We start from the raw sequence: 8,699 nt of genomic DNA, 5'->3' as shown, positions 1-8,699 counted from the left end.
CCGTGTCGCCGCCCAGTTGCGCGGCCACGCCGCGCGCGATGGCGCGCACGCGCTCGACGCGCTCAAGCTGGGTGCCCAGCTTGTTGTGATAGACGATGCTTCCCAGCTGCTGCACGCGCTCCGCCAGGGGCGTCTTGCGGTCGGTGTCGAAGAAGAACTGGGCGTCGGCCAGGCGCGGCCGCACCACGCGCTGGTTGCCCTCGACGATGTTGACCGGGTTGTCGGTGTGCATGTTGCTGACGATGAGGAAGCGGTGCGTCAGCTTGCCGGTGCCCGGGTCGAACAGCGGGAAGTACTTCTGGTTCAGCCGCATGGTCAGGATCAGGCATTCCTGCGGCACTTGCAGGAACTGTTCTTCGAACTGGCCCACGTATACCGTGGGGTGTTCGACCAGCGCGGTGACTTCGTCCAACAGCGCGGCCACTTCCGGGTCGGTGCCCAGGGTGGCGCCCAGTTGCGCGGCGTGGGCCTGCAACTGGCGGTCGATATCGGCGCGGCGGATCTCGAACGAGGCCACCACGCGGCCCTGTTCGGCCAGCACCGTTTCGTACGCGTCGGCATCGGCGACATCGACCGGGGCGCTGGCCATGAAGCGGTGGCCCAGGGTGCGGCGGCCGGCCGTCAGGCCCAGGGCCGACACCGGCACCACGTCGGCGCCATGCAGGGCCACCAGGCCGTGGGCCGGACGCACGAATTTCACGCTGGTGACGCCGTCGGCCAATTGATAGCGCATGACCTTGGGAATGGGCAGGCCGTCGATGGCGGCCTGCAGGCCTTCCTGCAGGCCTTCGGCCAACTTGGCGCCGGGCGCCGTGCCGCGCGCCACCAGGTAGTCTTGCTTGCCGTCGGATTCATGCCCCAGGTTGGCCGGGTCGATGCCCTCCAGGCCCTTGGCGGCCAGCTTCTTCAGCAAGGCGGGCGTGGGGCTGCCATCGGCGTCCAGGCCCACTTTCACGGGCATGAGCTTTTCCGCGTAGGCCTGGTCCGGGGCCTGTTCCAGCACCCGCGACAGGCGCGCTGCCAGGCGGCGCGGCGTGGAGAACGCGACGGTGTCGCAGCCGTCGGCCAGCAGGCCATGGCGGGCCAGGGTGGCGCGCACGCCTTCGGCAAAGGCCTGGCCCAGCTTCTGCAGGGCCTTGGGCGGGAGTTCTTCGGTCAGCAGTTCGACCAGCAGGGGGCGGGTGTTCGTCGTCATTTAGGCAGCCTCCCCGGCGTCCTGGCTGCGAGCCAGCATGGGGAAGCCCAGTCGTTCGCGGGAATCGTAGTAAGCCTGCGCCACGGCGCGCGACAGGTTGCGGATGCGGCCGATGTACGCGGCGCGCTCGGTCACGCTGATGGCCCCGCGCGCGTCCAGCAGGTTGAAGGTATGCGCGGCTTTCAGCGCGGCTTCGTAGGCGGGCAGCGCCAGTGGCACGTCCATCAGGCGCCTGGCCTCGGCTTCGTAGTCGTTGAAGTGCGCGAACAGCATGTCGGCCGAGGCGTGCTCGAAGTTGTAGGTGGATTGTTCCACCTCGTTCTGGTGGAACACGTCGCGGTACAGCACGCGGTTGCCATTGGCGCCTTCCGTCCAGACCAGGTCGTAGACGCTTTCCACGCCCTGCAGGTACATGGCCAGGCGTTCCAGGCCGTAGGTGATTTCGCCGGTGGTGGGGGTGCAGTCCAGCCCGCCCACTTGCTGGAAGTACGTGAACTGCGTGACTTCCATGCCGTTCAGCCACACTTCCCAACCCAGGCCCCAGGCGCCCAGCGTGGGGTTTTCCCAGTCGTCTTCGACGAAGCGGATGTCGTGCTGGGTAGGGTCGATGCCCAGCGCCTTCAGCGAACCGATGTACAGGTCCAGGATCTCCGGGGGAGCGGGCTTCAGCACCACCTGGTACTGGTAATAGTGCTGCAGGCGGTTGGGGTTTTCGCCGTAGCGGCCGTCCTTGGGGCGGCGCGAGGGCTGCACGTAGGCGGCGCGCCAGGGTTCGGGGCCGATGGCCCGCAAAAACGTGGCGGTGTGCGAGGTACCGGCGCCGACTTCCATGTCGTAGGGCTGCAGCAGGGCGCAGCCCTGCTTGTCCCAGTATTCCTGGAGCGTAAGAATGACTTGCTGAAAGGTAAGCATAGGGTTCTTGGAATTCGGAGTGCCGTACGGGGAGGCCGGCGCGGGCGCCCAGGCCCCTGTTACGGGAAACCCGGCATTTTAACTGGCTTGGGGGTGGGGCGGGGGCGGGCCGGCCGGGCGGCCCGCGCCGCCTCAGTATGTGGGCGGAGTAACGGCGCTGACGATCTCGCTGGCGCCGTCGCCCGCGTTGCGGAAGCGGTGTGGAACCCGGCTGTCGAAATAGTACGCGTCGCCGGCCTGCAGGACGCGGGTCTTGTCGCCCACCGTGACTTCGATGGCGCCCGATGTGACCAGGCCGGCCTCCTGGGCATTGTGGCTGAACAGTTCGCCCGTATCCGCGCCGGGCGCATAGCGTTCCTGCATCATCAGCATGGCGCGGTTGGCGAAGCGGCTGCCTATCATCCGGTAAGAAATCGTGCTGGCCTTGCCGATTTCGGGCAGGTCTTCAGGCCCGTAGAAGGGAGATTCGGCCACCAGCAGGCGGCTGCTGGAGAAAAACCCCACGATAGTAGTGCCCAGGGCATCCAGCACGGCCGCCAGCGTGTCCAGCGAGGGGCTGATCTTGTCGCGCTCGATCAGCGAGATCGAGGCGTGCGATACCCCCGAGCGCTGCGCCACTTCGCGTATGCCGAGCCCGCGCCGGCGACGTAGTTCCCTGATATCTGCACCGATTCTCGGCATGGCGTGGTCCCCCTTGGAAAGCCGTGCCAGGCAGGATACACGGCGATGGGCACCCGCTGGCAAGGCCGCTGCCGGGTGTCTGACTCCCCGCAAGGGGGTGTCAGACACCGATGTATGCGCAGCCCAGACCCGACGGGGTCAGGCACCCTGCGGGAGCCAGACCCCCACCATCCTGCTGAAACGTTCCACGCGCGCCCCGGCGCAGGCGCCCGCTAAGCGCGCGCCATGGCGGGCAAATCGACCGGGGCGGGCCGGTACGCGATCTCGTCCAGCGGGTACAGCGGGCGGGCCCGGTCGAATGGCAGGCGTTCGGGGTGATAGCCCGTAAGGCCCGGGGTTTCGGCGCAGGCGCACACCCCCAGGGTGTCGAAGGCCAGCTTGAAGTGGTACCCCGACTTGACCACGATGATGCCGGCCGTGTCCAGGTCGATGCCGGCATCCAGGTAGCAGCCCGGGTCTTGCGACATGATGGCGTCCTGGGTGATGAGCAGGTCGTAGCGCGGGTGCCGCAGTACGGCGTACGGCCCCAGGCGCAGCGTGGCGCCGCGCATGAACACGCCGCGGTTGCGGAATACGCCGTCGCCCAGGCGGGCCACAGTTCCGTGCACCGCCAACGGGGGACAGCCGGGCGAATAGGCGCCGCCCACCTGCAGGGCCACCTGGGCGCCCTGGCCCGCCTGTCGGCACCGGGCCAGGGCGCTGGGGTCGGTAATGACGGCGACGATGCGCCGGTCGGTATGCGCCAGGCAATGCTCCAGCACATGCGGGCTGTCGCCCGGGCCGCCGGCCAGCACGCGGTCGCCGAAATCGCCAATGATCAGCCTGCGCGGGTCGCTGCCGTGGCCGCGCAGCAGCGCCTCTACATCGGGAAGCTGGTGCACATAGCCGTCGCGCCCGTTCCAGAGGGCCAGGGCCAGCTCGCAGGCCAACTGCCGCGCGGCCGCGCCCGCGCCGGGCTGCGCATAAGCGAGCACGGTCTGGCCCACGCCCGGCCCATCGATGAAAGGGTTGACGTTGAAGATGGACACATCTATGAGCCCTGTGCCGGCGTCTACCTCGGCGCTTGCGCGCGCATGCAGCCCGGCCAGCGGCCCGTGGGCGGTTTCATCGTTGCCGCGGGTCAGCATGGGTACGTGCACGCATGCTCCCACCGGCCGTTTCCCGGTGTCGAGCATGCCCAACAGCTGCACAGCGACGCGCTGGCCCGTGGCCACCGCGTCGCTGTGCGGGTTGGTCTTGTACGCCGACGCGAAATCCAGCTGGCCCAGCATGGCGGGAATGGCATGGGCGTGCAGGTCGAAGCCCGCCACGATGGGCATGTCCGCCCCCACGATGGCACGCAGCCGCGCCAGCAGGTCGGCCTCGGCGCTGTCCAGGCTGGCAGTTTGCATGCAGCCATGCAGGCATAGCGCGATAGCATCGAAGCCGCCCTGCCGCGCCGTGTCCAGAATGGCGTCGCGCAAGTGCGCATACGCTGCGTCCTCGACGCGGCCGCCTGGCCGGGCCCGCGCCGCCACTGTGGGAACCGCCGTGCTGCCGCCAGCCTCCAGCGTGCGCAAGATGCCGCCCAGCACAGAGTCGGCCGCGGCGTTGGCCGACAGCATGGCCGGGCCTGTCTCGATCTCGAAGGCCGAAAGCGGCGTGGGCACGGGCGTGAAGCCATGCGTTTCCTGGAACAATTGCCCTACCAGAATGCGGGCGGTAGCGGCCATGGCGGTCTCCTTGCAGGTGGACTGCGGCTATTTCAGGTTGATATGGGCGCGCTCGGCCGTCTTGCGCTGTTTGTCTATCTCGGCCTTGAGTTCCGCGGCGAATTCGGCCGGAGGGTTGCCGACCGGCACGGCGGAAAAGCCCGCCATGCGTTGCTTTACGTCCGGCATGGCCAGTACATCGCGCGTGGCTTCGTAGATGCGTTGCACGATTTCGGGCGGCGTGCCCTTGGGCGCCACCAGGCCGAACCACGACGCATCATTCACTTCGGGCACTCCCGCCTCGGCGAACGTGGGCACATCGGGCAAGGCTTCCAGGCGCTGCGGATACGCTACCGCCAGGGCCTTCAGGTCGCCGTTCAGGATGAAGGGCAGCGACGAAGGCAGGTTGTCGAACACCGCGGCGATCTGCCCGCCCAAGGCATCCTGCAATGCGGGGCTGGAGCCGCGGTAGGGCACGTGCATCATCTCGGTGCCCGTGCTGAGCTTGAACAGTTCACCCATCATGTTGGCCTCGGATCCGGCGCCCGCGGATCCATAGGTATAGTGGCCGGGCTTGCTCTTGAGCAGCGCGATGAAAGACTTCATATCGGTGGCCGGAACCGACGGGCCGATGGTCAGCACGTTGGGCACCGAGGCCAGCCGCGTGATGGGCACCAGGTCGCGCGTGACATCGTACGAGATGTTGTCATACACCACCGGTGTCACGGCATGAGAACTGACCGTGGCGATGCCCAGCGTGTAGCCGTCGGGTTCCGAACGGATGACATACTCGCTGCCGATGCGGCCGGCTGCGCCGCTGCGGTTTTCCACCACCACCGTCTGTTTCAGCAGCTTGCCCAGCGGGTCGGCAATGGTGCGGGCCAGCACGTCGGTCGTGCCGCCGGGCGGGAAAGGCACCACCAGCTTGATGGGCCGTGACGGATAGGCCGGTTCGGCGTGGACGGGCGTAGCCAGTACGCCACCGGCCATGGCCAGGCATGCCAACAATGTGCGGACATTCATTTTTTTCCCCTTGAGTGTGGATAGTAGGTGTAATGCCGTGCTCAGCCCAGCCGCAACGCGGCCGCGCGGCGATGGCCTTCCATGCCTTCGGTCAGGCTCTGGCGCACCGCGGGCGGCGCAACCGCCGCCACCCCGCGTTCATCCAGCCATTGGTGCGTGCAGATCTTCACGAACGATCCCACCCACAGCCCGCCGGTATAACGGCCGGCGCCCATGGTGGGCAGCGTATGGTTGGTGCCGCAGCATTTGTCGGAATACACCACGCTGGCCAGCGTGCCGATGAACAGCGAGCCGTAGTTGCGCAGCTTCAGGCCGGTGGCTTGCGGATCCCGCGTGTGTACCTGCAGATGCTCGGCGGCCACTTGGTCGGAATAGGCCAGCATGGCGGCTTCGTCCTTGCACAGGGCGATCTCGCCGTAGTCGTGCCAGGCGCGGCCCGCCACGTCGGCGGTGGGCAGGTCCTGCAATTGGCGTTCCACGGCGGCCAGCGTGTCGCGGGCCAGCGCCGCGCTGGTGGTGATCAAGCCCACGCGCGTGCGGACATCGTGTTCGGCCTGGGCCAGCAGGTCGGTGGCGATCATGTCGGCATCCCCGCTGTCGTCGGCCACGATGAATATCTCGCTGGGGCCGGCCAGCTGGTCTATGCCCACTTCGCCGAACACCTGGCGCTTGGCTTCATTCACATAGGCGTTGCCGGGCCCCACGATCTTGTCCACTGCTGGAATCGACTCGGTGCCGCAGGCCATGGCGGCAATGGCCTGCGCGCCGCCCACCAGGAAGATGCGATCCGCACCCGACAGGTGGCATCCGGCAATCATTGCCGGATGCGCGCCTGGCGGCAGGCAGGCAATGACTTCTTCGCAACCGGCGACCTTGGCGGGCACGATGGTCATGACCGGCGCCGACAGAATCGGGTAGCGGCCGCCGGGCACATAGGCGCCTATGCGCTGGATGGGAATCACCCTGTGCCCCAGATGCAGTCCGGGCAGGGCCTCGATCTCCAGCGGCAGCACCGTTTCCAGCTGGGCCTGGGCGAAGGCGCGGACCCGCTCGATGGCGAACTCGGTATCGCGGCGCGTCTGGTCGTCCAGGTCGGCAACGGCGCGCAGCCGGTCCGCCATGCTGACTTCCAGCACCGGCGTGTCTTTCTGGTCGAACTTCAGGGAATACTCGCGCACGGCGGCATCGCCGCGGGCGCGAACCTGCGCGATGATGTCGCGCACGGTTTCTTCGATGGCGCCGACACTGTCCTGGGCGCGGGCAGCGGGCGATTTGATGTAAGTCGGGGTACTGGACATGAATGCTCTCAATGACACGGAAGATGGCGGTCCAGTCACTATAAGTTCGCCAGCCGCGCGAAATTCATCGGCCCGCCGAGGTGGTCAAGATATTGAACGCGCTACCATGGCACTTTGCCCGCCGTCGCTTGCCCATCATGGATTCCTTGCGTCACTTGCCCGCGCTGACCACCCTGCGTGCTTTCGAGGCGGTGGGGCGGCACCTGAGCTTCAGCCGCGCCGCTAACGAGCTGTTCCTGACGCAAAGCGCGGTCAGCCACCAGGTGCAGAAACTGGAACGCGACCTGGGCGGGCCGCTGTTCGTGCGGCGCACGCGCTCCATTGCCTTCACGCCGCGCGGCCAGGCCTACCACGAGCAGGTGCGGGCCGCCCTGGAAATGCTGGACCGCGCCACTCGGCAGGCGCGGGACGCGGACGCCGCGGCGGCGCAGCTGAAAATCGGACTGCTGGCCTCATTCGCGGCGCGCTGGCTGGTGCCGCGCCTGGCGGCGTTCACGCAGGCGCATCCGGGCATAGGCCTGCAACTGGTGCCCGATATCCGGCTGGCCGATGTGGCCGCCGGCGAGGTCGACCTGGCCATACGCTACGGGCGCGGCCACTGGAACGACGTGCACCTGGTCAAACTGATGGCCGAGCGCGTGGCGCCAGTATGCGCGCCCGCACTGCTGGGCCGGCGGCGGCGCTTCAAGTCGGCGGCCGAGGTGGCGCGCCACCCGCTGCTGGTATCGCATTCGCGCCAGCCCTTCGAATGGGAACTGTGGTCGCAGGCGCAGGGGATGGACCTGTCTGCGGCCAGGCGCGTGCACCTGCATGACTACAACATCGTGATCGAGGCCGCGCTGGCGGGGCAGGGCATTGCCATGGGCCGACAGCGCCTGGTGCAGCCCCTGCTGGACGCAGGGCGGCTGGTGATGCCCGCCGGCAAGGATTATTACCAGGACGGCGATATCGGCTGGTGGCTGGCCGTGCCGCGTTCGGCCCTGCCGGCACCCGCCGCGGCATTCTGCCAATGGATACAGGCACAGGCGGCGGTATGACTCAAATCGATGCATGGGCACCGATTTTTCATTGGTCAAGGCCGCGCCGGGGCGGATAGCATCAAGCCTGGATCAATCTTCATGCAAAGGTGAATTTCATGTCTTCCACGATATCCGCGCGCGTGCAGTCCCTGGGCCTGGCCCTGGAGCCGGCCGGCGCGCCCGCGGCCAACTATGTGTCCAAACTGCAGGTGGGCGACCTGCTGTTCGTCTCGGGCCAGGTGCCCCGCCAGGGCGACAAGGCCGTGTGGCTGGGCAGGGTGGGCGATACGCTGGGCGAGGACGAAGGCCGACAGGCGGCCCGCCAGGCGGCGCTGGGCGTGCTGGCGCACCTGGCCGATGTGGTGGGCGACGACCTGGCACGCGTCGTGCGTGTGGTGCGGCTGGGCGTGTTCGTGGCCTGCACGCCGGAATTCCAGCGCCAGAGCGCGGTGGCCGACGGTGCGTCCGACCTCATGGTCGAAGTACTGGGCGACGCCGGCCGCCATACCCGTACCGCCGTGGGCGTGGCGTCGCTGCCGCGCGGCGTGGCGGTCGAGGTCGAGGCCATCATCCAGATCCAGCCCTAGGAGAACCGCCATGTCCGCTGCCGCCTTGTCCGATGCCGATGTAGAACGCCTGCGCCGCGCCACCCCCGGGGTGGAGCAGGTCGTGCATTTCAACCATGCGGGCGCTTCGTTGCCGTCCGCGGGTACGGTACAGGCGGTGGTGGGCCATTTGCAGCGCGAGGCCTCCATGGGGCCCATGGAAGCCGCCCGCGCCGCCCAGGGCACGTTGTCCGCCGTGCGGCAGCGCGCGGCCCGCCTGTTGGGCGCGCAACCCGATGAGATCGCCTTCGCCTCGGGGTGCTCCGACGCCTGGG

At 68.0% G+C, this 8,699-nt stretch carries 8 protein-coding genes and 1 pseudogene; 3 read left to right on the top strand and 6 right to left on the bottom strand.

The genetic code is table 11. The annotated features are described in order from the left end of the window. The 6 genes from glyS to hisD all read right to left on the bottom strand — a co-directional run. Positions 1-1,195: glycine--tRNA ligase subunit beta (gene glyS / locus LPZ50_RS17590; protein ID WP_230663111.1), on the bottom strand; the 1,195-nt coding region annotated here is incomplete at its 3' end. Next, a complete protein-coding gene (glyQ, locus tag LPZ50_RS17585; protein WP_230663109.1) occupies positions 1,196-2,107 on the bottom strand; it encodes a glycine--tRNA ligase subunit alpha in 912 nt (303 codons plus the stop codon). It lies immediately after the preceding gene. A 132-nt stretch (positions 2,108-2,239) separates the two neighbouring features. After that, positions 2,240-2,788 carry a cupin domain-containing protein gene (locus LPZ50_RS17580; RefSeq protein ID WP_230663107.1) on the bottom strand — a complete coding sequence of 183 codons (549 nt, stop codon included), beginning with the start codon at positions 2,786-2,788 and terminating at the stop codon, positions 2,240-2,242. Between the two features lie 212 nt (positions 2,789-3,000). Further along, positions 3,001-4,500 (bottom strand): M81 family metallopeptidase, encoded by a 1,500-nt coding sequence (locus tag LPZ50_RS17575; RefSeq protein WP_230663105.1) that lies wholly within the window; start codon positions 4,498-4,500, stop codon positions 3,001-3,003. Positions 4,501-4,527: 27 nt separating this feature from the next. Further along, the gene (locus tag LPZ50_RS17570; protein WP_230663103.1) at positions 4,528-5,502 is read right to left on the bottom strand and encodes a Bug family tripartite tricarboxylate transporter substrate binding protein; all 975 of its coding nucleotides are present in this window, start codon (positions 5,500-5,502) and stop codon (positions 4,528-4,530) included. Between the two features lie 41 nt (positions 5,503-5,543). Beyond that, entirely contained in the window at positions 5,544-6,800 is a 1,257-nt protein-coding gene (gene hisD, locus LPZ50_RS17565) for a histidinol dehydrogenase (RefSeq protein WP_230663101.1), read from the bottom strand. Positions 6,801-6,937: 137 nt separating this feature from the next. Here hisD and gcvA point away from each other — a divergent pair, with 137 nt between their 5' ends. From gcvA to LPZ50_RS17550, 3 genes and pseudogenes are all read left to right on the top strand, one after another. Next, positions 6,938-7,837: a transcriptional regulator GcvA gene (gcvA, locus tag LPZ50_RS17560; RefSeq protein ID WP_230663098.1), complete on the top strand. Its 900-nt coding sequence runs from the start codon at positions 6,938-6,940 to the stop codon at positions 7,835-7,837. Positions 7,838-7,935: 98 nt separating this feature from the next. Beyond that, positions 7,936-8,406: a RidA family protein gene (locus tag LPZ50_RS17555; RefSeq protein ID WP_230663096.1), complete on the top strand. Its 471-nt coding sequence runs from the start codon at positions 7,936-7,938 to the stop codon at positions 8,404-8,406. Positions 8,407-8,416: 10 nt separating this feature from the next. Then, a pseudogene (locus LPZ50_RS17550) lies at positions 8,417-8,699 on the top strand (aminotransferase); the annotation flags it as partial.

The sequence above is a fragment of the Bordetella petrii genome, assembly GCF_020991325.1.
Taxonomy (GTDB): domain Bacteria; phylum Pseudomonadota; class Gammaproteobacteria; order Burkholderiales; family Burkholderiaceae_B; genus Bordetella_A; species Bordetella_A petrii_E.
Note: the sequence above shows the minus strand (reverse complement) of the source record. Positions and strands in the feature narration are given on the sequence as shown.

Coding starts and splice junctions, on each gene's coding strand:
- glyQ (WP_230663109.1), bottom strand. CDS start 2,107: ATGCTTACCTTTCAGCAAGTCATTCTTACGCTCCAGGAATACTGGGAC.
- LPZ50_RS17580 (WP_230663107.1), bottom strand. CDS start 2,788: ATGCCGAGAATCGGTGCAGATATCAGGGAACTACGTCGCCGGCGCGGG.
- LPZ50_RS17575 (WP_230663105.1), bottom strand. CDS start 4,500: ATGGCCGCTACCGCCCGCATTCTGGTAGGGCAATTGTTCCAGGAAACG.
- LPZ50_RS17570 (WP_230663103.1), bottom strand. CDS start 5,502: ATGAATGTCCGCACATTGTTGGCATGCCTGGCCATGGCCGGTGGCGTA.
- hisD (WP_230663101.1), bottom strand. CDS start 6,800: ATGTCCAGTACCCCGACTTACATCAAATCGCCCGCTGCCCGCGCCCAG.
- gcvA (WP_230663098.1), top strand. CDS start 6,938: ATGGATTCCTTGCGTCACTTGCCCGCGCTGACCACCCTGCGTGCTTTC.
- LPZ50_RS17555 (WP_230663096.1), top strand. CDS start 7,936: ATGTCTTCCACGATATCCGCGCGCGTGCAGTCCCTGGGCCTGGCCCTG.